Origin of the sequence: Chitinophaga varians (assembly GCF_012641275.1) — a bacterium.
Classification (GTDB): Bacteria; Bacteroidota; Bacteroidia; order Chitinophagales; family Chitinophagaceae; genus Chitinophaga; species Chitinophaga varians_A.
On sequence record NZ_JABAIA010000003.1, the window covers coordinates 1,250,007 to 1,271,100 of the forward strand.

Sequence of the window (21,094 nt, forward strand, 5' to 3'; positions counted from 1 at the left end):
CACGGCCTGTGTTCAGTTAAATATTGAACGCAGGCCGTTACGTTTTCAGACCATTGCCCGTCGCAAATATACCGGCTACATACATCTTTTCACAAAACGCTTACCTTTGACAAGGAATTAAAAGGCAATACCGAAACCGTGATCCGTAACCTGCTGCTGACAGAGCGTTTCTTTTATCAGCTGCGGAAGCTGTTACAGGCCGGCCGGTGAAGTATGCCGGTTGCCCTTCTGTAAATAAATTTAATAGCATGGAACTTCAGTTATCAGATAAAAATTTCTGCCTGTTTTTATTAGCGCAATTCCCCTTTGCTTCCGATGATGAGTTGGAGATGACGTTGACGGACTATTTACCGGAAATCTTCGAAATGCCGGCAGGGGAGTGGCTGGATGAATTGACAGGTCCGGCAGAAGGCGACTGGAAAGGATATACCTACATGCACCGCCTCAATGAGACGGTCACATTTTACGCGGAGTTTCATCCCCATGAAACCGTTTATTTTTTAAACGATACTTACTTAGGTAATACCGGCGGGCATTTTCACCTTTCCCTGTTGAGTTGGGAGGAATTGCAGGCTATTGTAAATAATGACAGGACTGACCCTTCATTGTTGTTTTGGCTGCTGCTGCCGCTGGCGGTTGGAAAGGAATCAGAGCAATCTGCCATAGCCGCAGCTATCGGCGAACACCTGAAAGCTACCGCGCTGGACCTGCAAGATGAACAGCGGCGTATGCTCACAAACTTTCTGACGCGCCACCTTATTTTCCCGGACGAGGAAAGCAATGTATTTGAATACAAAACGGGTATCGGGCTGGTGACCAGCCGGAACCACTCGGAAAGGAACCGTAATAATGACGCTGCAAGCCTGGTAAAGGTCAATGAAGTGATCTATTCCGCCGTCAGATGATTTTGCTGTTAATGGCGTAGGACAGCGCTTCTGTCATGTTGTCAACGTTCAGCCGCTCGAAGATGCGCCGGCGGTAGTATTTGACGGTATCGGGCACCACATGCAGCCGTTGGGCGATTTCGCTGATGGTTAACCCCTGCGCATGCAATCGTAATACCTCCGTTTCTCTTTCCGTCAGTGTTGGTTTGTCTGACTTCCGCCAGGTGTTGTTCGTTAACCCCAGGTCCCATACTTCATCCGACCCTTGTTTATAGATGCGGACGTTGCCCGCTGTCTGGTGGTGTGAAATGGAGACAATACACAGGGCCTTCCATATTTTCCCTTCGCTGTTAAGGAAAAGAGGCGTCAGCTTATGATTGATTAATTCCTGCTTGCCGTTCCGGTCAATCAGGTGAAAGTCGTAGGTGATGCTGTACAACAGCCGTTCCTCCGCCGGGAGCTGCCGGTAGAAGTTAAATCCTGCTTCATTGAGGGTGGTCAGCAATTGCAGGTCTTCCGGCGGAACATGCTTAAAGTAAAAGTCATATCCTGCCTGAAGTACTTCTGCTGCGGAATAGCCGCATAAAAACAGCGGGTTGTCCGAGACATAGTCGAAAGACATGTCCGTATAGTCGATCACGTAAAGGCTTTGATACGTCAGTCGTGCAAATGCTTTCGCGACTTCGAGGTAATCTTTTGGTTGATCGGCGCCGGGAGTATTGCCCAGCTTGTTTTTTGTCAGCAGACCGGAGTATAGGTTGTTTTTCATGTGTATAACTGAACAAGACAAATTTACACTAAAGTGTAGGCATTCATAATATTTTTGTTTTGATTTTTGATGTAAAGATTTTTTTTCATGAGTGAGCTGTCGACATCAACCTGTACCAACTGTGAAACCCCTGTTAATGAAAAATTCTGTGGCCATTGCGGGCAACCTGCCGTATTAAAACGTATCGATAGCCACTATGTGTTGCATGAGGTCCAGCACCTGTTGCACGTGGAAAAAGGACTGTTATATACCATTAAGGAATTGCTGCTCAGGCCTGGCCGTAATGTCAGGGAGTATCTTACGAAGAAGCGGGACAAGCTGGTGAAGCCCGTTGTCTATATCATCATCACATCTTTGGTGTACTCTACCATAGCCCACTTCTTTCATATTGAAAAAGAAATCGGCAGCACAGCGACATCAGCCACTATCGGTATTTTCCGGTGGGTGGAGCATCATTACGGCTATGCCAATATCATAATAGGCCTATTCATTGCCTTGTGGCTGAAGCTGATATTCAGAAAGTACCATTATAATTTCTTTGAGATAGTGGTCCTGCTCTGTTTTACCATGGGAACGGGTATGCTGATCATGGCCGTGTTCGCGCTGGCGCAGGGAGTACTGCACGTCAGCCTGATGATGGCAGGCAGTATCCTGCCATTCATTTACTGTGCCTGGGCCATCGGCCAGTTTTTTGCCGGCAAAAAGCCGCTTGGCTATTTACTGGCTTTTGTGGCCTATATGCTCGGTATGTTCTCCTTTTACCTGGTAGTTGTCTTCGTTGGCACGATGGTCGATGTGCTGGCGAAAATGATGCACGCGTAGTAATGCCCGTCAATCCGGTTACCTTTGACCATAGTTTGATAGCCCTGCCTCGATCGCGGCATTGAAGGGATCTTGGGTAGTGAATACAATTGGGGGATTGTTCTTAATTGCGTGGAATTACGTATTTTCCATTGCATTAAAACCTTATATGGTAAACCCTCCTGTTCTCATGTCGCGGACTAATACTGGTATGGCTGATGTTGCAGGGTGCATTATAAAAGCATCTGGAGGTAGTATTCGAATAATATCGAAACGAATCATAACAACAATTGCTGTAACGGTCATACTGGCCGGCCTGATGGCGTTAACCCCTACGCCTGAAGAAAAAGACACCTCCCGCCGGGTCAGCGATTATTTTGAGCAGATACGCCATGACCCGCTTTTGCTGACGGTATTCTTCTCCGCCATGCCGAAAGGGGGCGATCTCCATCATCATTTTTCAGGATCTGTTTATGGGGAAACGTATTGGCAGATACTCTCGGACAGTAACGGCTGGATTAACACTGCCACGGCGGAAGTAGACACGCCGGGAACGGAGCATCTGGCACCATGGAAGCGTTTCGGGGAACTGCCCCGCAATGCGCGTTTTGATTCGCTTAAACAGGCGTTTCTGCGGATGGCTTCTGTAAAGGATTATGAGGAATCGCTGCGTCCATCCGATGAACATTTTTTTGCCACGTTCACGAAAATGTCGTTCATAGCGTCGTTCGGCATGGCCCATGGCCTGAGGGAGCTGAAAGAAAGAGCTGTCAGCGAACATGTGCAGTATATAGAAACGCAGGTGGGACAACTGGACACGGCGATCAGGCTGCCGGAAAATACCGGTTGGGAAAAAATACTGACCGCTGCCTCGCTGAAAGACAGCCTGGCGGTATTTGAGATACTGGATAAGGCCCGTGCCACACTGCTGGAGCGTGGTGTTAGCGGAGCGGTGGACAACTTCCTGCATCGGTTGGAACGGTTGCATTATCAGGCTAACGTAGATGATTCAACGTTTATGTTGCGTTATCATCTGGCAGCGTCCAGGTCGGATGCCCCGTTGGACGTATACCGGCGGCTGCTGCTGGCTTTTGAGGCAGTGGACCGGGGCTCGCTGGTGGTGGGAGTGAACCTGCTGAAACCTGAAGACGGAGAGGTGTCTATGAGAGATTATCGTCTTCATATGTTGATGTTTGCCCAATTGTCCCGTCTCTATCCCGGTGTGCCATATTCACTGCACGCCGGCGAGCTGGCCATGGGAATGGTAAGGCCGGAGCAACTGCGTACACATATTACGGATGCCGTGATGACCGCCGGCGCCAGGAGAATTGGCCACGGTGTGTCTGTTGCCTATGAAACAGCCTGCAATGCGTTGCTCGACACCATGGCCCGGAGAAAAATTCCGGTGGAAATCAATCTCAGCAGCAATGAATTTATTTTGAAGATCAAGGATGAGCAGCACCCCGTTCTGCTGTACCATGCCCGCCAGGTACCTGTGGTTATCAGTACCGATGATGCCGGCGTGCTCCGCACAGACCTTACCCGGCAGTACGTATTGTTGGCTGCCCGCTATCCTTCGTTGCGTTATGCGGATATTAAACAGATGATCAGAAACAGTATTCAGTACAGTTTTATACGGCCCGCAGCGGTTAAAAATCAACAGCAGCAACGTCTGGACGCTGCGCTGGCAAGGTTTGAAGAACAGGTACTCCGCACTCACCGGCTCATAAAGAAATAACAGCTACTTTGTCTTACTCCTCATGTTCGTAATGAACGCTAAAAAAAATCTACAGACATCAACATATGTAAATGTTTATGACGGACAACCGTTCTAGTTTTGCCCCATGCTGTTGAAAACCTCCGGAGGCCAAGGGTTTCGGAGGTTATTGAACGGTTGTTTTTTGTCATCTTTTAAAACAGAATATATGAAACAATCAATCATCGCCCTGTGGCTGGCGCTGGTACTAATGCCTGTAGTGTACGTGAAGGCTGCCACTGTGGATACCCTTGCTGTTTTCAGCAACGCTATGGGAAAACCGGTGCGCACGCTGGTGGTGGTCCCGGCGACATCAAAGACCGGCCAACGTTTCCCTACGGTATATGTCTTGCACGGATATAGCGGTAACCCGGACCGTACTTTAAAAGCTGATATCCCGTCTTTGCCTCAGATGGCAGATCAATATGGCATATTGTTCGTTATCCCCGACGGCGGATTTGACAGCTGGTATATCAATAGCCCGGTTAAAAAGGACAGTCAGTATGAAACGTTTGTGGGCGGGGAGTTGGTGAATTATGTGGACCAGCATTATCCTACCATCGCCACGCGCGACCAGCGGGGCCTGATGGGCTGGAGCATGGGAGGCCACGGTGCGCTGTATGTGGGACTGAAACACGCCGGTAGTTTTGGTGCGCTGGGAAGTATGTGCGGCGCGGTGGACTTCAAGCCGTTTGTGATGGATTTCGGTATTGACAAACTGGTGGGGGCCGACAGTACTAAATGGAAGTATTATAATGTGCTGGACAATGCGCGGTATTTTGTATTCAGCCAGCAACAGCTGATGATCACGTGCGGTACCGCAGATCCTTTCCTGGCTTACAACCGCCGGCTGCACGAATACCTGGACAAGCATCACGTGGCGCATACCTATATGGAAACGGAAGGGGCGCATGATCATGCTTATTGGTCGAAAGCCGCTAAATACCAGGTTTTGTGGTTTAACCTGTTCTTTACAGCGCCCCGTTAGTAGTCAGACACCAGTCCCCAAACCAGTAAAGGAAAATGCTGGTTTCCCGGTATTGTCACGGGTGTAGCACCAGCCTACCTTTGCTACATTCATTCTAACCTTCAATACACATAAATGGGAACTAAAAAAGCGAAAAACATTGTTTGGGGACTGTGCCTGGCTGCCGTTGCCACTTTTACCTTTACCGGTTGCAGTAAAAAGGATGATCCGGCTCCTTCAGCCAATAAGATAACGATCAAATATACGGTTACCGCTACCGGTGTCTCTGAAATGGATAACCTGGACTTTTCTGCACAGGCAGGCAATCACGATGCCAGCCAATATGGCGCACCCGTATGGAAAGTCAATGGCGACGGCCAGGGGAATCAGGATAATGTTGTTGTAGACGATAAAAAGTTTTTGGGAAGCACCAAGACCTATGTTTTAGAAACAGTTAAAGCTTTTGATTTTGGTTCTTTACACGTGGACTGTACGAACATGGACGGAGAGACAATTGTATTAACCTATAAGGCTGAAATAAACGGTCAGGTGCAGACAAACGAAACTGCCACGATCGTAGCAGGCGCGGGCGCGTACAGCAAAAATTTCACCTACAAGGGGCAGTAGATAATTTTCAGCGGTGTCAGCTGATCTTTATAATCGCAGATAAGTCAAGCGGTGTACGTCGGTACACCGCTTATCTGTTTTATGCCGGTTGTATGGACAATGCATGATGAAATATATTCAACGGGTCCCATTTGGCTTTCACCTGTTGCAATCTTGGGTAGTTGTCTTTGTAGTAAAGTGTATACCACGGCGTGCCTGACTGGTTCAATGCCGGGTCGGCAAGGTCCGTGTCAGGGTGGTTGATCATGGCGCCGTCGGTTTGTTCATTGGGGACCGGCACACCGCCGGAGCCGGCGAATAGGTCTTTATAAAAATTACGTACCCAGGCCAGACTGGGCTCGGCGCTTTTCGGATCTACCCAGCCGGTATTGCAGGCCACGTCCATGATACAGCTTCGTTGAGCCGTGGCCGTGGCATCGTGTGCAACGGCGTTTACTTTGCCCCCATAGGTTGCCATGCCCAAACCTCCGCCGATAGGCGCTTCTATGGTCAGGTACCGGTAAGCCGTTGCCACCTGGCTGTCTGTCAGCGGTTGACGGAAGTAAGCATCCTTCACTTTAGCGGCCACACTGTCCATGCCCGGCTGAAACAGCTCCGGGAACGGATTGAGCGCAAAACGCAGCCAGGGGCTTTCTTCTGTCTGTAAGGCATACGGGACGCCAACGGGGACGGCTATATCTGCCAGGTGATCATCTATAAGCTGACGGGCATTGGCTCCGGTGACCAGCCCTTTTATCTCCAGCTTACCAATGTTCCGATGGTTCAAAAAAAGTATACTGAACAAGGGAAGGCTGGGAGAGTGGGCCCCACTGTTCTGCTGACACCAGGTGCCGAAATTTTTTGCCAGGCGGTTAAAAGCTCCTTCATCTACCTGTTTCCAGTCCCACGATACCCTGAAGGTAGTGATGGAGGACGGTGCTTTAGGCAACGCGGTATAAGGATCATTGCCAATGGCATCCGGAGAGCGTAACCAGTAGCGGGTGACGATACCGAGGTTGCCGCCGCCGGCGCCGGTATGCGCCCACCAAAGCTCCCGGTTAGGGTCATTGGTTTCCCTGGTGGCTATCACGGCATGCGCTTTCCCTGAAGCATCTACGGTCACCACTTCCACGCCGTAAAGATAATCCGCTGCGAGGCCATATTCCCGGCAGAGAAAACCAAAGGCGCCGCCCACCACGTGCCCGCCCATGCCTATGCCAGGATGTTCTCCGGCAGGCAATACCACGCCCCAGCCAAGAAACAGCCTCCGGTAAGTTTCGCCAACAGTGGCGCCGGCTTCTACCATAAAAGCAGCCCGACCGGTATCATAACTGATGTTGGTCATCATCGACATATCGAGCAGCACCTGAACGGCCGGGTCTGTCACAAAGCCTTCGAGACAATGCCCGCCGCTGCGTACTACCAGCCGTCGTTTACTGTTCACCGCTTCCTGTACCGCTGCTGTCACTTCCGCTGTACTGGTCGGCAAAACAATATATTCGGGCTTTCCTGCAAAACGTTTGTTGAATCGTTTGTCCGCGAGGTCGGAATAACGTATATCCTCAGGAGTTATTTTTTCCATAGCATGAGTTTAACAAAGATATGTTTGACGAGGGTGATAATACATGGTTCACATGACCATGAAATAAAGATAAGGATTGCCCGAAAACTAACAAACGCTTTCCGGAACATGCCTGTAATTGCATATTTTCCGGATACAGATTATATTGCGAAGGAAAACCAGTTCAGAAATCAAATCATAAAATCCAGCGTAAACCTACTTCTATGGCAAAAACCGGCGCAGAAAAAGTCGATGCATTCATGGAAAGATCCGACAAGTGGCGTGAAGAGTTTGAAAAACTGAGAGAAATCCTGCTTGATTGTCAATTAACGGAAGAATTAAAATGGGGCGTACCCTGTTATACATACAACGGTAATAATATCGTTTTGATGCACGGTTTCAAAGAGTATTGTGCCATATTGTTCTTTAAAGGTGCGCTGATGGCCGACCCGGAAGGTATCCTGGTGATACAGACAGAAAACGTACAGGCTACCCGCCAGGTCCGTTTTACCAATGTGCGTGAGATCGTGAAGTTGACGCGTGCCCTGAAGGCATACGTATATGAAGCCATAGAAATAGAAAAGGCCGGCTATAGGGTGGAGTACAAAAAGACAGAAGAGTTTAACATGCCGGAAGAGTTTCAGCAGCTGCTGGATAAAAAGCCGGCGCTGAAAAAAGCCTTTGAAGCCCTGACGCCAGGGCGCCAAAGAGGTTATCTGTTGTATTTCTCAGCCGCCAAACAGTCCAAAACAAGAATATCCAGGATCGAAAAATATATCGATCATATCCTTGCAGGGAAAGGATTAAACGACTAAAACAAAACAGCCTCCTGATGGAGGCTGTTTTGTTTTAGCTCTTATGAGAAAGATCATCTGTGTAAATCGAACCGGTCGAGATTCATCACTTTATCCCATGCGGCCACGAAGTCTTTCACAAATTTAGTTTGTCCGTCTGCGCTGCCATATACTTCCGCAACGGCCCTCAGTTCAGCATTGGCGCCGAATACCAGGTCTGCACGGGTGCCAGTCCATTTTACTTTTCCGGTGCTGCGGTCGCTGCCTTCATACACTTCCTTGTCCGGACCGGTGGCTTTCCACGCAGTTCTCATATCAAGGAGGTTGACGAAGAAATCGTTTGTCAGCTGGCCCGGACGGTCGGTGAAGACACCGTGTTTGGAGCCATCATAGTTGATGTTCAGCACCCGCAGACCGCCCAGCAGCACGGTCAGTTCAGGGGCCGTGAGGGTGAGCAGCTGCGCTTTATCGATCAGCAGTTCTTCGGTGGACACCGGGATTTTAGCTTTGCGGTAGTTGCGGAAGCCATCTGCCAGTGGTTCCAGGAAACCTGCTGATTCAACGTCTGTCTGTTCCTGGGAAGCGTCCATGCGGCCGGGTGTAAATGGTACGGTGACTGTCTGGCCCGCGTCTTTGGCGGCTTTTTCAATCCCTGCGCAACCAGCCAATACGATCAGATCGGCCAGCGATACTTTTTTACCGGTGCCGTTGAATTCTTTCTGGATGGTTTCCAGTTGGCCCAGTACTTTATCCAGTTGAGGTGGATTGTTGACCTGCCAGTATTTCTGTGGTGCCAGGCGGATACGGGCGCCGTTGGCGCCGCCGCGTTTGTCGGAACCGCGGAAGGTAGAGGCGGAGGCCCATGCAGTGGACACCAGTTCAGATACAGTGAGGCCGGAAGCGAGGATTTTTGTTTTCAGCGCTGCGACGTCCTGCTCATTGATCAGCGGATGGTCCACTTCAGGAATAGGATCTTGCCAGAGCAGTACTTCTGCCGGCACATCGGCGCCGAGGTAACGGCTGCGCGGCCCCATATCACGATGGGTCAGTTTAAACCATGCCCTTGCGAAAGCATCTGCAAACTGGTCCGGGTTCTCCAGGAATCGCCGGGAGATCTTCTCGTACACCGGGTCAAACCGAAGGGAAAGATCGGTGGTAAGCATGGTAGGCAGGTGCTTTTTGCTGCCGTCGTAAGCGTCGGGGATGATGCTGTCGGCATTTTTTGCCACCCACTGGTGCGCGCCGGCCGGGCTTTTGGTGAGTTGCCATTCGTAGTTGAACAGGTTCTCAAAGAAGTTATTGCTCCACTGTGTGGGCGTTTTGGTCCATATTACTTCCAGGCCGCTGGTGATGGTATCGGCGCCTTTGCCGGTACCATGGCTGTTGGCCCAGCCAAGGCCCTGTAATTCCATATCTGCGGCTTCGGGTTCCTTGCCTACGTTGGTGGCAGGAGCGGCACCGTGGGTTTTACCGAAACTGTGGCCACCGGCAATCAGGGCAACGGTTTCTTCATCGTTCATCGCCATGCGGCCGAAGGTGTCGCGGATATCTTTGGCGGCAGCTATGGGGTCAGGGTTGCCATCCGGGCCTTCAGGGTTTACATAAATGAGCCCCATCTGAACGGCTGCCAGTGGTTTTTCGAGATTACGAGCATGCACATCGCCATCTGCATCTTCATCCGTTACAGTCACGCCGTGGTTCTCCACCACGCCGGGGGAACCGTGGGCGTAACGGATATCGCCGCCGAGCCAGGTCCTTTCTGAGCCCCAGTATACTGATTCGTCCGGTTCCCATGCGTCTTCACGACCGCCTGCAAAACCAAATGTTTTGAAGCCCATGGATTCCAGCGCTACGTTGCCGGTAAGGATCAACAGGTCAGCCCAGGAAAGTTTATTGCCATATTTTTGTTTCACAGGCCACAGCAGCCTGCGTGCCTTGTCGAGGCTCACATTGTCGGGCCAGCTGTTCAGCGGCGCAAACCGTTGCAGCCCTGCACCCGCACCACCACGGCCATCACCCACACGATAGGTGCCGGCACTATGCCATGCCATACGAATGAATAATGGACCATAGTGACCGAAGTCAGCCGGCCACCAATCCTGAGAATCGGTCATCAGCGCATGAAGGTCTTTCTTTACGGCTTCCAGGTCAAGACTTTTGAAGGCTTCGGCATAGTCGAAATCTTTCTCCATCGGATTGGACAAGGCCGAATTTTGACGGAGGATACTTACTTTTAACTGATTGGGCCACCAGTCGGGGTTTCTGGTGCCGCCACCGCCAACGTTGTGCTTCATCGTGCCATTATGAAATGGGCATTTACTGATGTCTTTTACTTCATTTTCCATTTGTTTCAATTTTGGGTATGGAAGGAATAATGTGCTTACACCGGTAAGGGTGTGGTCGGTAAAAGTACGGGTAACAGGGATATAGGAAAAATCAATTAGTTCTATAATCTAATAGTTAAAACCTATTCGTAGAACAAGCCGCCGGTTGTGGTACATCTATATAACACAGAATACGCCACGGTCTCCGGAGTGCTACTTCTAAATATACTAAATTTCAATTTATTCCCCGCTGTTGTAAAGCAATGCGCTGCCCTTTTTTGATGCGGCAATGGCTTCAGCACTGTAGGTCAGCATCTGGTCTTCATAATTTAATAATGTGCTCATTAGCGATAGTCCACCGTCAATGGATTTTTTCAGGTGTGCTGTCAGCGCGGCGGCATCACGCAGTGCCGTATTGGCGCCCAGTCCGGCGGCAGGGCTCATGGTATGAATGGCATCGCCCATCACGGTCACCGGTGCCTGGCCTGCCCGCCGCCCCTGTACGGAATGCCGCACGGGAACAATAGCGCTGGCAGTGACAGCAGCACCGCTGAACAACGGGTCCAAGGCAGCAGGGAAAGTACTGGTGGCCTGCGTAATCGCTTCCTGCAGCTCTGCAACAGACAGTCTCAGTGACTGATCGCGCTGCATCCCGAAACTGCAGCGCTGCCCAATCAGCGCCCAATAGAGATAATCTTCCGGTGGCGTCACAATGGTATGAAGGTCCCGGTTAAATGTCATCACATCAATAATACCCGCTATATTCTCCCCGAAAATAACGCTGGTGCCGGGAGAGAGCAGCTGCCGGCGCTGCTCGTCCCACTGCACTTTTCCATAGATGCACACATTGCCGGTGTCATGCAACCCGGTGCCGGGAAAACAGCTGCCCGTAAGCGCAGAAGCGGCGCCATTGGCGATCACCAACAGATCTGCGGTAATGGTTTCCCCATCTGCAAAAAAACATTGTATGCGTTGGTCAGGTTGCACATGGTAGCTGGTAAGGTCTTTGTCAAATACCACCTGATCTTCAATGCGGGTGATAAGCACCCGCCGCAGGGTATGACGGTCCGCTTTCAGATCGGCGGGTATTTCTCTTTCATCTTTTATCCACTGGTCCACCCATTTGTTCTCCAGCGCCTGCATCCGCGTGTCCATTGTGTACACCGGCGCCGGCAGCGCAGCACTGTTTTCAAATGCGGCATACAGGTCTGCAGGAAGGCATGCTGCCAGCGACTGCTGACCGGCATAATCGATCCGGATACGGTAGCCTTGTGTCCTGCTGTTGAAGGAGGCATCTTTTTCAAATACGGTAAAATCTATTCCGGCTTTTTTCAGGCCCTGTGCCAGACAAAGGCCACCGAGGCCGGCGCCTGCAATTATTACTTTCATTGCCATGGTTGTATGTATTTGCCAGCAAAGCTCCGGTACAAACCGATGGCAAAAAATGGACAAACACGGGGATGGCTGGTACTATTTTCGGGATTGGGCGCGGAACTGCTGTGGAGTAATACCCGTTTTTTTCCGGAACAGGCGGGAGAAGTAAGCATGGTCTTCATACCCCAGCCCATGGGCTATTTCTTTGATGGTATCATCGGTATGGTACAACCGGCGCCTGGCTTCCAGCATCAGTTGCTCATGTATCCAGTGGTTGACCGTAAAGCCGGATTGCGCGGTGACGATTTCACTGAGATAAGTGGCGGAGATATGCAGCGCTGCGGCATAGGCCGACGGGGTCCTTAAAGTCAGGTAGTTATTTACCAGCAAAGCCTTGAACTGGCGCATGATAGCTTCCGGCCTGCTGCCGGGATTGTTTACCTGCCGGGCATTTTTATAGGCGCCGGTAATAATACCGGTGCATATATCGATGCCGCCGTTCAACATCTGCTGGCGGAAAGGCCGGTCCGCCGGTTGTTCCAGCAATTGTTCCAGCAGCTGCAGCCCTTGCGTCAGTATGCCAATAGAAGATATATCGGGGAGAAGCGGCTGCTGCATACCATTGACCGCCTCCAGCGCACTGCTGTAGACAGCCGGTATCTGCTCCGGTGCCAGGGATAACGCTGTCGCCTGTACGTGATCGGCATGTACACAGGCATGTACCTGTCCCGGATATACGTAGATAATTTCTCCCTGCCTGATCTCATACTGCTCAAAGTCGATCATAAAGCGGCAACTGCCGCTTTCCACCAACAGGAAAAGATAGTGATCGTCCCGATGGGCCTCCGGTTGATAAATATCTCCGGCACCGGCCGCCCGCAGGCGCCGTATGGCAATGCCTTCCCCATGGGCCGTTTCCAGTGTATGTATGGGTATGACCGTCTTTTTACGCCCCATCGTGCAACGTTTTACGGTTGCAAGATCCGCTTTTTTTGTTGACTTGCTCCCGGTGTTTTTTCTATATTTACCCGCGATTCCACCATAATACCTTCCCGACGATGAAAAAGTTGCTCATCTTTTGTTCCCTGATTTTCGCGGCCCCGACTTTATCGGCGCAAAGCGGTATACAGTTTTTTAAAGGCTCCTGGAAAGAAGTACAGGAAGCAGCCCGCCAACAGCAGAAGATGATATTTGTGGATGTATATACGGAATGGTGCGGCCCCTGCAAATACATGGACAGGGAGATCTTTACCGATGCGGCCGTGGCACGGAAATATGCCACGCATTTTATCGCCTATAAACTGGACGCAGAAAAAGGAGAGGGCGTGGAGTTGTCACGGAAGTATAACGTTGGCGCCTATCCGACGTTTCTGTTTCTGAACAGCGGCGGATATGTCGTTCATAAGGTGACCGGCGAAAGAGAGAAAAACCCTTTCATCGCGCTCGCAGACGCGGCAGTACAGGCAGGCGCCGATAAAAATAATCCGGGAAACCTGGAAAAACTGTTCGCAGACGGTGACCGCAGTCCCCGGTTCCTGCGGCATTATCTCCAACGCCTCGCGGAAGCCGACCTGGACAACAGCGAAGTGCTGGATGCGTACTTTAAAACCATTCCTTTAAATGTGTTGGAAGATGACAGTACTTTATTGTTTTTGGCCCGGCACCTGAATGGAACACGCTCCGCAGCTGCTATATACCTGATGGGCCACTACCCGCAACTAAGTGATACTGCCAAAGCGAAGGTGAATGGCCGTCTCTTTGAAAAGCTGGTGAGAAACGGCGCAGGCCTGGCGTTAAAAGAGAAACGGCTGCTGGAATATAATGCCCTGGCGGCATTCGGACGGCAGTTGGCCGGCCTCAATGCTGGTCAACAGGCCTTCCTGAACCGCCTCGACCTTCTTTACAGCGGTCTCACCAGAGATTATGACCTGTTGAAGAAAGCCGGCTACATTATGGCTGCGCGGCCCTTTGCCGTTGCCATTGATTCCATCCGTTCGGAAGACAAACGGCGCTATAATGAAATCATGCAACCTTTCTTAACCGGCGCCCGGGACAGTACTAAAATACCAGGCTTTGCTGAGGAAAAACAAATCATCGCCAAAGTTTATTCAAGGGAAATCACTGAACAGCTGTATACCGCTGCGCAAGCCTTCGCCCAGTTGCCGCCTTCGGAAAATAAAGCACTGGCGGATGCCTTGCTCTGGGCGAAACGGTGTGATGCGTTGATGCCGGGAACAAAGCCATTTACAGATTTGATAAAGGAACTGGAACAAAAAAAGAAATAATATTGTAGACTATCTGTGAGCGCTTATCTGTAATTTTGAAAAACCGTTATCCAATAACATCATGCAGAAACAGTTAGCTACGCTGGACCAACACCTGTCACAATTAAGGCCGGAGCTTTATACGCATCTGAATGCTCCGCTGACGGCAGACGCAATAGCCGCCCTGGAAAAGACATATGCCATCACCCTGCCGGAAGACCTCAAAGCGCTTTATCAGTGGAAGAACGGGCAAAGGGACGATTGCTACGAGGCGTTTGTCAATAATTCCAGTTTCCTGCCCCTGCAGGAAGCACTGGAGGTGGCAAAAGAAATGACTGGTATGATCGGCTATGATTTTGAGGTGGAAAACTGGTGGAATGCCGCCTGGATTCCCATTTTCCACAACGGCGGCGGTGATTATATCTGTTACGATATGGCCGGCGTTTTCACAGGCACGAAAGGACAACTGGTGGAGTTCTGGCACAGGGACAACGACCGCAACGTGATCGCTCCTGATCTGGAAGGCTTCTTCCAGGTCGTTAATCAATACTATGAAGAAACCCCACCGGCTTCTTTTGACGACTTCTTCACCCTGGAACACTTTATAAAAGGCTATCCCAGGAAGTTTCATGTAAAATAGACAAACGAAATTATCCAGCGCTACAGGATTTAACATTCTTTTAGAAGAGCGGTTTTTAATTTGAGGGTAAATCCTCGTTTATGCTTGCACGTACTATCCGTTGTGTAGTCCTGTTTTGTTGTTTGGCCCTTCCTGCCTTCTCCCAGCAGTTTGAGCCGGTAGTGGTGGATTCCACCGCTTCTTCCACCGGTTATTATATCGCCTTGCGGCCTGCATCTGGCAAGATCCAGGGCGTTATGGTGCTGATGCCGGGCTTCAATGATCCTCCGGAAGCGGTGTTTGCTGCCAGCAAATTACAGAACATCGCCTGGACCAATGATATACTGACCATCGCGGTCGGCGGAGGCCCCAACCTGATACTCTCGGACGAGTTACAGCAAAAGCTCAACGCCGTGCTGAGGGACGTAGTGCAGCGGTACAAGGTAGCGCCTGACCGGTTCGTGATCGGCGGGTTCTCTGCCGGAGGATCGCTGGCATTGCGGTACACGGAACTATGTAAAGAGCAGCCGGCTGTTTTCCCGGTACAGCCACAGGCGGTATTTTCAGTGGACGGGCCGGTAGATGTACCGGACCTGCTACAGCGATACGATAAATTCATCAAAAGGAACTATAGCGCAAGAAGCACCAATGAAGGAAAGATGATTAAAAAAATGCTGGCAGACCAGTTGGGGGAACTGCCCGCCAATCTCCCGCGTTACGTGGCCGTTTCCCCGTTTTACATGGATAGTGAAGCACCGGGCAACGAACGTTTCCTGCAACACATGGCAGTCAGGAGCTACCATGATATAGACATGGGCTGGCAAATGAAAGAAAGACGCAACAGTCTGTATGATATCAATGCAGCTGCCGCCTCTGAAATGATCAGCCGCCTGCGGCAACAGGGCAACGAAGACGCTGAACTGGTACAGGCCAAATCGCCTGGTTACAATGCCAATGGGGAGCGTAATCCCCATTCCTGGTCCATCGTGGATGAAACGGAACTGGTGCAGTGGATGCGGCGTAAACTGCATTTCCTTCCGGAAAACGTACCGGGCAACTATCAGCTGGGCACACCCGCCGGATGGGCGGTGGAAAGGATGAAGTTCCCGATAGAATTCGCACCTGCCATCAGTTACCAGGGATATGAAGACCTGCGCTTTTTACCTGGCTGGGGAGATCAGAAAAGCGAAGAATACTGGAGCTACTGCTTTCTGTGGTGGCTGGAAGGAAAACCGCAGCTGGACAAAGTCACGCTTGAATCTTATTTGAAAACATATTACGAAGGACTGGTGGGCCGTAATATTGCTCCCCGGAAAATACCGGCAGATAAGGTTGTACCGGTGAAAGTACAGCTGACGCCCGTAAAAAGCCTTCCCGGCGATGCACAAACATTCAACGGTGAAATAGATATGCTGGACTATATGGGCGTACAACCCATACGGCTACACGTTGCCCTGCATGTGAAAGACTGCGCGGCGGCCCGGCGGAAAGCACTATTTGTGGAACTGTCGCCCCGCCCGGCCGGCCACGCGGTATGGCAGCAGATGGACCAGCTATGGAAAACGTTTGAATGCGGGAAATAGCAGGTTATTCAAAATCGTAACCTTGATGTTGGAATGTCAGGCATTGCTGCAGGTAGAATTTACCGGTGATCAGTTTGTCGATGTTGGTCAGCTGTTCCTGTATAACCCGTTGCTGGTCGCCGGCGCAATCATCTTCGATGCTCATCTCGTCTGTGGCCATTTGCCGTAGCATGGCCATGTAGTGACGTTTCTGAGGCGTAATATCGTATGTCTTCTCCGTCTGGTATTCAGGATAGTAGTAGGCCGCATAAACTGCATAGGCAGGCAGCCTTTCGTGGCGGTGGCCAAAATAGGTGCCGCCACAATGTAACCTGCCTTCCACGTCATTGATGGCCGAAAATAGCTGCTGCAATTGCAGGCTGACAGCATTCTGCGCAATGGCTTTGGGTTGCTGCATCATAAAAAAATAATAAACTTCACAGAAATAATCGCGCCCTGCTTCGCTTTCAAATACATCAGTATTGCCACTCCTGGAGAGATACAATACATCCGGATGTGTAGCGTAGGAAGGGGACAACAAAGAAGGAAAACAGTCGGCAACGGTATTGTATACTTCTTTTGTAAGACGAAGCGTATCGCGGTTGATAGTGGTCAGCAGGGTATCGTGATCAATGTGTTGGTTTGCTGGCAGCGTGTCTTGTTTTGCCGACGATGACTTTTTTGCTGGTTTGATTTCACAGCTGCTAAGGCTGTACATCACGCTTGCAAAAAGTACTAGAATGCTGCTAAATGGAAAATGACCAAAAACACACTGGCGCATAACTGAATATTTGGAACGGGGCTAATATAAGTAAGATAACTGACAGGCAAGGTCACAGATAAGTGTTCACTTCAATTTTAGCACCAGATATGTTCAGATAGCCTTGGGTTACATGATTATGAAAGAAGACAATGTAATGGCCGTCAACGGTCTGAATAACGGTGTCGTCGTATGTCCAGAGGCTTTTGTCACAGATAGTGTCAAGATGTACAAATTTACCGTTTTCAATTTTTGAAAGATAGGTCTGCCGGTAATCCGAAGTAACATGATAGAGCTGCCCTTCATAGGGAAAGCTGACGATGATGGTCATACCTAGCGTACCTGCAAGAGCTATGGTACCTTTGGATGACCTGGACTCATCATCACCAGCAGATCTTATAATGACTTGGCCTTTTCGGGTTTTTTGTTTGGGCTTAAAAGGCTCATAAATTTGCATGGAATCCGGATGGTCGATTTGAACAACCCTGCAGATACCAGAAAGGTGATTAAGGGAGCTGGAAACAACATATCTCCTGTCTATTTTATTGACAACAACCGGACATGTGGCTCCACATGCATATTCAACTCCTGTTTTTTTGCTTTTAAAAACGATAGTGCCGCCCCATTCTCCGCTACAGGTCTTTCTTACTATATAATTTTCATCCTCAAAGAAATGGAGCGTTTTACGGATAAAATCCTTTTCAGTCTTTCTAAGAGTGGTATCCTTGATATTGATATGTACAATATCAAATAATTTGGTGGACTGGGCGGTCACAGAAAGATGTCCCATGACCAGTATTGCTATGAAGAATGTGCTTTTCATATAGTAAAGGTTGTGAACAGACAAGTTACCAAAATGAAACAGAACACGAAGTTCTCATGTGCGAAATAATCCTTATCCACCTTGCCTCCATCACATGCTTTTTCCGTTTATAGGCGTACGTTGTTGAGGGAGGCGGCACTTTCGGTCATGCATTTACAGTTCAATATTATACAAAAAGTCCAGTTGACGTTTAGTCGTGCTGGCCGGCATGTTGCGTACCAGGAAATTCCTAAGCCCTGCTGCAATGCTCCCTTGCCAGTTGGTCAGCAACGCCAGCTGCCACGACATGCGCACAATTTTATGGGCACGTTTCATCCGTTTCGCTACATAGTGGCGGAAAGCCGTATCAGGGGCATAGTGGAGGAAGAGACTCTCAGCCAGTGCATATGCGTCTTCGATGGCCTGACTGGCGCCCTGGCCCAGGTTAGGCGTGGTGGCGTGTGCAGCATCTCCCAGCAATACTACATGACCTTTGTGCCAGTTTTGGGTGGGCGCCAGGTCATAAAGGTCTGAACGGATCAGTTTTGACGGGTCAATGTGGGCCACGACTTCCTTCATATGTCCGCTGAAGCCTGACAGTTCCCGTTGTATCAGCGCCAATGCCTCATCGTTGGTCAGGGGTGTGCCTTCCGGCAGCCTTCTGGTAAACCAGAAATATACCTGGTCCCCACCCACATGCATAAACGAAGCCCTGACGCCGTTGCCCTTGCCGCCCCATACTTCGGAGGTGACGGTACGCTCTGCCATGGGGAGGTTCATGGTGACGGTCGTACGCCAGCAGGTTTGTCCTGAATAACGATAGCCATGGCTACCGATGTATTGCTCACGTACGGCGGAACGGATACCGTCAGCAGCAATAAGGATGTCGCCTTTGGTTTCGCTGCCGTCTTCAAAACGGGCGATGACGCCGTTCTGCGTCTCATCAACGGCGATACATTTTTTTCCTGTTCTGACAGGTGTATTAAGATACCCCAGCAATGCGGCCTGAAGGGTGGCCCGGTGTATGGGGACGCTGCGGGAGCCATACTGTTGTTGTAACAGGTTGTTGTCAATTTGCTGCAGCACTTTTCCCTTGTAGTCTTTTATGTACAGTTGCTCCAAATGTCCGCTCTGTGATATCAATGCGTCTGCTATGCCCAGCTGTCGATATACCTTCATGGCATTGGCCCCTAACAGGATACCGGCCCCTACCGCTTTGTATTCCGGCGCAGCTTCATATACCTCGTAATGCCAGCCCCGTTGCTGCAAGGCAATGGCAGTCGTGAGGCCGCCTATACCGCCCCCGATGATAATTGCTTTCATAAAACACTAATTTAGGTCAAATGTACTAATTTTTTCGAAAACCATGCAACGGGATTGAATTTTCTTCGAAAAAGGCTTTAAAGGAAATATTATTTATCGGGCTGGTTGAAGTATTTTATCGCGGATGATCTTTTGTATGGAATCGGCTTCTGTGATCATCACCATATGCGTGGCGTCTTTAAACCAGTATAACTCTTTACGGGGAGCGATCAGCTTCTGATAATAGCTTTTGGCAATTTGGGCATTGGTCTGATAATCCTTCCCGCCCAGGAAGAAGTAGACGGGACAACGGAGACGGGGCAACGATGTCAGCAGGTTCTGTGCAGCCGCTTCGTTCCAGGGAGGCAACCAGGTTTGTGACCACGTGGCAAAGTATGACCGTACCATCGTTGTATCGGAATAAGGTTGCCCGTCCATGGCATGCATCCATTTCCGGGAATAATACAGCTGGTCGCTATTGGCGAAAGGAATTCTGACGGCACTTAACTCGCGCAGGGCCAGGGTATTTTTATTTTCCTTCGCCCATGTTTTCATTTTTTCCAGCGCCATTTTTTCGCTGGGTTCCTGGTTGATCACCGGGCACACCACCAGTAAGCCCTGCAACAATTCAGGGTGGGTGGCTGCCACATGGAAACCAAGTACCGTGCCCCACGATTCGCCCATGAGATAGAGCTTTTGCCGTTTGAACCGCTGTAGCAGGGCCTGTACCAGTTCATAAGTATCTTGTTCTGCCTGTTGCAGGGTAACGGGCAGGGGTGCACGATTTAACGCCAGGGTTTTACCGGTTTCCCGCTGGTCCCACATGACAATGAGGGCATGTGGCTGGAGTTCCCGGGAGATCGTTTCTGCCTGCGGCATACGCGATTCGCCTGGCCCTCCATGCAGGAACAGCAACAGAGGACCATCCGGATTTCCCTTTACTGAGATAACCTGCCGTATGCCTCCGATCCGGAGCGTATCATAATAATCAAGTGGTGATTGCGCATGCGCTGCCACATGGAACGAAAGCAAGAGGGTGAGAAGAGCGTATTTCATTTAAAAGAATGATGTTCAGCAATTAAAACAATCACCTGGCGTGAAAGGTTCTGCGGAAAGACCATCCTCTTTTGTTTATTATACCAACAATTTATAATAAGGCAGTTCCCGGGAGATGTCGAAGCCCAGTTGCTGGGCCAGCCTGCGTGAACCGGTGTTATTGCCCCGGCAGGCCCATATCGGCTCGAGCCCTCGTTCCAGGCAGTAGTCGATCAGTGCGGCACAGGAGTGGTAAGCCAAACCTTTCCCGCGGAAGGGTGTGCAGGTTTCAATGGCTATCTCCAGTACTTCATCATTGACAAATGCGGCGAAGGCGAGGGATGCAAGGGTATTGTCGTAATACACGCTGTAACCAACACTCTGGCTGACAAACTCGTCGGCATCAGCCCAGAAATGCACCGGGATAACGGTCCCTGTCATCTGCTCATAATCATTACGGGTAGCTGTTACGATCTGAACAGGCGCATCTGCCGGCAGTTGTTTGTGTTGTTGGCGGTATTTGTCCGCATTAAATTTGAAATTAAGGCGGGTATCCCGTTCCACGTGGGCCACGGGCTGCTGCTGTTCGTCCCTGAAAAGGTTGTCCAGTACCGCGTCCCAGCTGTCGGGGAACGCTTGTAGCCATTCTTCGCCCTGCCGTACGCCCTGCACATTGGCGACGTGGTCTTTGAGCTGCCGGTGAAAGTCCTCATGGCTGCTGTCTCCCCACAATAGCGACATGCCATAGGGATGTACAATGTAAAAAGTGCGGGGATCTGCTGGATTGTTCGTATATACTTTGCCGTTAACTTTTCCGTCCACTACTGCCTGTGCGAAAAGGGTATTGATAGGGGCGGTTTTCAATGCTGCTGCCAGCGCGGAGTAGGCGGTCGGGTCTAATGGTTTCATGGTTT

Annotated in this window: 19 protein-coding genes; 9 read left to right on the top strand and 10 right to left on the bottom strand. The window is 50.3% G+C overall.

Features of this window, described 5'->3' with window-relative positions; genetic code table 11:
* Positions 1-248 precede the first annotated feature (248 nt).
* Positions 249-905, top strand: a complete 657-nt coding sequence (locus HGH92_RS27615) for an Imm19 family immunity protein (protein WP_168874044.1) — start codon at positions 249-251, stop codon at positions 903-905.
* Here the strand turns inward: HGH92_RS27615 and HGH92_RS27620 are convergent.
* Complete coding sequence (locus tag HGH92_RS27620) at positions 898-1,653, bottom strand: response regulator transcription factor (protein ID WP_168874045.1); 756 nt, start codon at positions 1,651-1,653, stop codon at positions 898-900. The two genes, HGH92_RS27615 and HGH92_RS27620, sit on opposite strands and share 8 nt — an antisense overlap.
* 87 nt (positions 1,654-1,740) lie before the next feature.
* Here HGH92_RS27620 and HGH92_RS27625 point away from each other — a divergent pair, with 87 nt between their 5' ends.
* From HGH92_RS27625 to HGH92_RS27640, 4 genes are all read left to right on the top strand, one after another.
* The gene (locus tag HGH92_RS27625) at positions 1,741-2,475 is read left to right on the top strand and encodes a DUF3667 domain-containing protein (protein ID WP_168874046.1); all 735 of its coding nucleotides are present in this window, start codon (positions 1,741-1,743) and stop codon (positions 2,473-2,475) included.
* 298 nt (positions 2,476-2,773) lie between these two features.
* On the top strand, positions 2,774-4,192 hold the full coding sequence (locus HGH92_RS27630; RefSeq protein ID WP_168874047.1) for an adenosine deaminase: 1,419 nt from the start codon (positions 2,774-2,776) through the stop codon (positions 4,190-4,192).
* A 187-nt stretch (positions 4,193-4,379) separates the two neighbouring features.
* The gene (locus tag HGH92_RS27635) at positions 4,380-5,198 is read left to right on the top strand and encodes an alpha/beta hydrolase (protein ID WP_168874048.1); all 819 of its coding nucleotides are present in this window, start codon (positions 4,380-4,382) and stop codon (positions 5,196-5,198) included.
* Between the two features lie 114 nt (positions 5,199-5,312).
* Positions 5,313-5,804, top strand: coding sequence for a hypothetical protein (locus HGH92_RS27640; RefSeq protein WP_168874049.1), 492 nt, complete (start codon positions 5,313-5,315; stop codon positions 5,802-5,804).
* 79 nt (positions 5,805-5,883) lie between these two features.
* On the opposite strand, the gene HGH92_RS27645 is transcribed toward HGH92_RS27640, so the two are convergent.
* A complete protein-coding gene (locus HGH92_RS27645; protein ID WP_168874050.1) occupies positions 5,884-7,365 on the bottom strand; it encodes an FAD-binding oxidoreductase in 1,482 nt (493 codons plus the stop codon).
* 203 nt (positions 7,366-7,568) lie between these two features.
* On the opposite strand from HGH92_RS27645, the gene HGH92_RS27650 reads away from it, so the two are divergent.
* Positions 7,569-8,159: a YdeI/OmpD-associated family protein gene (locus HGH92_RS27650; RefSeq protein WP_168874051.1), complete on the top strand. Its 591-nt coding sequence runs from the start codon at positions 7,569-7,571 to the stop codon at positions 8,157-8,159.
* 53 nt (positions 8,160-8,212) lie between these two features.
* Here the strand turns inward: HGH92_RS27650 and katG are convergent, their stop codons facing one another.
* The 3 genes from katG to HGH92_RS27665 all read right to left on the bottom strand — a co-directional run bounded on the left by katG (position 8,213) and on the right by HGH92_RS27665 (position 12,793).
* Positions 8,213-10,483: a catalase/peroxidase HPI gene (katG, locus tag HGH92_RS27655; protein ID WP_168874052.1), complete on the bottom strand. Its 2,271-nt coding sequence runs from the start codon at positions 10,481-10,483 to the stop codon at positions 8,213-8,215.
* Between the two features lie 219 nt (positions 10,484-10,702).
* Complete coding sequence (locus HGH92_RS27660) at positions 10,703-11,851, bottom strand: FAD-dependent oxidoreductase (protein ID WP_168874053.1); 1,149 nt, start codon at positions 11,849-11,851, stop codon at positions 10,703-10,705.
* 81 nt (positions 11,852-11,932) lie between these two features.
* Positions 11,933-12,793 carry an AraC family transcriptional regulator gene (locus tag HGH92_RS27665; RefSeq protein ID WP_168874054.1) on the bottom strand — a complete coding sequence of 287 codons (861 nt, stop codon included), beginning with the start codon at positions 12,791-12,793 and terminating at the stop codon, positions 11,933-11,935.
* A gap of 101 nt (positions 12,794-12,894) precedes the next feature.
* Here HGH92_RS27665 and HGH92_RS27670 point away from each other — a divergent pair, with 101 nt between their 5' ends.
* From HGH92_RS27670 to HGH92_RS27680, 3 genes are all read left to right on the top strand, one after another.
* Entirely contained in the window at positions 12,895-14,121 is a 1,227-nt protein-coding gene (locus HGH92_RS27670) for a thioredoxin family protein (RefSeq protein WP_168874055.1), read from the top strand.
* 61 nt (positions 14,122-14,182) lie between these two features.
* Complete coding sequence (locus HGH92_RS27675) at positions 14,183-14,740, top strand: SMI1/KNR4 family protein (RefSeq protein ID WP_168874056.1); 558 nt, start codon at positions 14,183-14,185, stop codon at positions 14,738-14,740.
* Positions 14,741-14,820: 80 nt separating this feature from the next.
* The gene (locus HGH92_RS27680; protein ID WP_168874057.1) at positions 14,821-16,302 is read left to right on the top strand and encodes a hypothetical protein; all 1,482 of its coding nucleotides are present in this window, start codon (positions 14,821-14,823) and stop codon (positions 16,300-16,302) included.
* Between the two features lie 4 nt (positions 16,303-16,306).
* On the opposite strand, the gene HGH92_RS27685 is transcribed toward HGH92_RS27680, so the two are convergent.
* The 5 genes from HGH92_RS27685 to HGH92_RS27705 form a co-directional block, all read right to left on the bottom strand.
* Positions 16,307-17,002 carry a hypothetical protein gene (locus tag HGH92_RS27685; protein ID WP_168874058.1) on the bottom strand — a complete coding sequence of 232 codons (696 nt, stop codon included), beginning with the start codon at positions 17,000-17,002 and terminating at the stop codon, positions 16,307-16,309.
* A gap of 112 nt (positions 17,003-17,114) precedes the next feature.
* Entirely contained in the window at positions 17,115-17,864 is a 750-nt protein-coding gene (locus HGH92_RS27690; RefSeq protein ID WP_168874059.1) for a hypothetical protein, read from the bottom strand.
* A gap of 153 nt (positions 17,865-18,017) precedes the next feature.
* Positions 18,018-19,166 (bottom strand): FAD-dependent monooxygenase, encoded by a 1,149-nt coding sequence (locus tag HGH92_RS27695; RefSeq protein ID WP_168874060.1) that lies wholly within the window; start codon positions 19,164-19,166, stop codon positions 18,018-18,020.
* Between the two features lie 93 nt (positions 19,167-19,259).
* Positions 19,260-20,201: an alpha/beta fold hydrolase gene (locus tag HGH92_RS27700; RefSeq protein WP_168874061.1), complete on the bottom strand. Its 942-nt coding sequence runs from the start codon at positions 20,199-20,201 to the stop codon at positions 19,260-19,262.
* Between the two features lie 78 nt (positions 20,202-20,279).
* Positions 20,280-21,089 (bottom strand): GNAT family N-acetyltransferase, encoded by an 810-nt coding sequence (locus HGH92_RS27705; protein ID WP_168874062.1) that lies wholly within the window; start codon positions 21,087-21,089, stop codon positions 20,280-20,282.
* Between the last annotated feature and the right edge of the window lie 5 nt (positions 21,090-21,094).

Coding starts and splice junctions, on each gene's coding strand:
- HGH92_RS27650 (WP_168874051.1), top strand. CDS start 7,569: ATGGCAAAAACCGGCGCAGAAAAAGTCGATGCATTCATGGAAAGATCC.
- HGH92_RS27695 (WP_168874060.1), bottom strand. CDS start 19,166: ATGAAAGCAATTATCATCGGGGGCGGTATAGGCGGCCTCACGACTGCC.
- HGH92_RS27640 (WP_168874049.1), top strand. CDS start 5,313: ATGGGAACTAAAAAAGCGAAAAACATTGTTTGGGGACTGTGCCTGGCT.
- HGH92_RS27700 (WP_168874061.1), bottom strand. CDS start 20,201: ATGAAATACGCTCTTCTCACCCTCTTGCTTTCGTTCCATGTGGCAGCG.
- katG (WP_168874052.1), bottom strand. CDS start 10,483: ATGGAAAATGAAGTAAAAGACATCAGTAAATGCCCATTTCATAATGGC.
- HGH92_RS27615 (WP_168874044.1), top strand. CDS start 249: ATGGAACTTCAGTTATCAGATAAAAATTTCTGCCTGTTTTTATTAGCG.
- HGH92_RS27680 (WP_168874057.1), top strand. CDS start 14,821: ATGCTTGCACGTACTATCCGTTGTGTAGTCCTGTTTTGTTGTTTGGCC.
- HGH92_RS27665 (WP_168874054.1), bottom strand. CDS start 12,793: ATGGGGCGTAAAAAGACGGTCATACCCATACATACACTGGAAACGGCC.
- HGH92_RS27645 (WP_168874050.1), bottom strand. CDS start 7,365: ATGGAAAAAATAACTCCTGAGGATATACGTTATTCCGACCTCGCGGAC.
- HGH92_RS27630 (WP_168874047.1), top strand. CDS start 2,774: ATGGCGTTAACCCCTACGCCTGAAGAAAAAGACACCTCCCGCCGGGTC.
- HGH92_RS27670 (WP_168874055.1), top strand. CDS start 12,895: ATGAAAAAGTTGCTCATCTTTTGTTCCCTGATTTTCGCGGCCCCGACT.
- HGH92_RS27690 (WP_168874059.1), bottom strand. CDS start 17,864: ATGAAAAGCACATTCTTCATAGCAATACTGGTCATGGGACATCTTTCT.
- HGH92_RS27620 (WP_168874045.1), bottom strand. CDS start 1,653: ATGAAAAACAACCTATACTCCGGTCTGCTGACAAAAAACAAGCTGGGC.
- HGH92_RS27705 (WP_168874062.1), bottom strand. CDS start 21,089: ATGAAACCATTAGACCCGACCGCCTACTCCGCGCTGGCAGCAGCATTG.
- HGH92_RS27625 (WP_168874046.1), top strand. CDS start 1,741: ATGAGTGAGCTGTCGACATCAACCTGTACCAACTGTGAAACCCCTGTT.
- HGH92_RS27660 (WP_168874053.1), bottom strand. CDS start 11,851: ATGAAAGTAATAATTGCAGGCGCCGGCCTCGGTGGCCTTTGTCTGGCA.
- HGH92_RS27635 (WP_168874048.1), top strand. CDS start 4,380: ATGAAACAATCAATCATCGCCCTGTGGCTGGCGCTGGTACTAATGCCT.
- HGH92_RS27675 (WP_168874056.1), top strand. CDS start 14,183: ATGCAGAAACAGTTAGCTACGCTGGACCAACACCTGTCACAATTAAGG.